The 1,358-nt window shown below is 37.9% G+C and carries 1 protein-coding gene; it reads left to right on the forward strand.

Annotated features, from left to right (window positions below):
* Nucleotides 1–110 precede the first annotated feature (110 nt).
* Nucleotides 111–1,340, forward strand: a complete 1,230-nt coding sequence (locus CLV42_RS33640; RefSeq protein ID WP_106606330.1) for a transposase — start codon at nucleotides 111–113, stop codon at nucleotides 1,338–1,340.
* Nucleotides 1,341–1,358 lie beyond the last annotated feature (18 nt).

Genomic DNA, 1,358 nt, shown 5'->3' on the forward strand with positions numbered 1-1,358 from the left:
TATCAATAGTTCGGTAAGTTTTATTCACAAAACATGTGTGGAAAAACGATGTAGATAATTAAAGGGCTCGGAAGGTCGAACCAAAAATAAAAAAAGGCATTAGAGAAAGTATGACTAGTACAAACCTCTATGCCTTTAGCAAGGTGAAACACCTTGTTGATGCAATTTTAAATGAATTATCAGTAACTACCAAACCTCAATACAAATTTATGATTTCGCTATTTGAGGTGTGGTTAGGACTACCGGTAAGATATACAATTCTCAATCTTAGCAGGTTTGGCAATTATTGCGAGAAAAGCATTCGGTTGCATATGGAACAGCAGTTTGATTTTATTAGCTTTAATAAGCAACTAATCAAACACAGTTGTCATAAAGAGCTGATAGCAGCTTTTGATCCAACTTATATTTCGAAGTCTGGCAACCATACTCCAGGATTAGGAAAGTGGTGGAGCGGATCAGAAAACCGTGCGAAGAAAGGGTTAGAGCTCGGATGTCTGGCGATAGTAGATGTTGCAGCAGGAACTGCTATGCCTTTAAAAGGTGTTCAAACACCTGGCAGAAAAGTGCTTAAGGAAAAGAACTGGACATCAATGGATCACTATATTGATGTAGTCAAAAGTCAGCTCCCAGCTCTAATGGACATGGTCAAGTATCTTACGGTGGATGGATATTTTATGAAGAAGGATTTTATTAACCCTATTGTAAAGTCAGGGCTACATGTTATTACGAAGATGCGACCAGATGCAAATCTTCGTTATTTATATACCGGTCCTCGTAAGAAAGGAAGAGGCAGACCAAAATTATATGATGATAAGGTGAATTGCAGCACAATAGATAAGCGGCGAATCCGAGAATTTCAGATTGATAATGATGCGATCTATTACAGTGGCGTAGTTTATTCGATCGGCCTTCAAAAGAAAGTGAGGATAGTATATATTGAGCACCGGATAACTGGAAAGTATGAGATTTTATTATCGACTGATACAACGTTGTGCCCGGAATCAATATTAAAGTATTACCGGCTGCGTTTTCAAATAGAATTTCTTATCCGGGATGCCAAACAGTTTGCCGGATTGGAAGACTGTCAGGCACGAAGTGCCAATAAGCTGGACTTCCATTTTAATATGGCATTGACAACTGTGGCAATAGCTAAAGCAACTACTTGGCTAAACTTGCCTCAATTATGCAGAGGCCCATTTTCTATGAGAAATGTGAAAGTGGCTTATTACAATAAATTTATGACCGATAGAATTTTTTCAACATTAGGCTTGGACTTGAATTGCAAGAAAATAAAACGTCTTTATCACAAATGCTTAAACACGGCCGAATTGGCTGCTTAATTTATTACCGAACTATTG

Source organism: Chitinophaga ginsengisoli, from assembly GCF_003014595.1.
In the GTDB taxonomy this organism is placed as follows: Bacteria; Bacteroidota; Bacteroidia; order Chitinophagales; family Chitinophagaceae; genus Chitinophaga; species Chitinophaga ginsengisoli.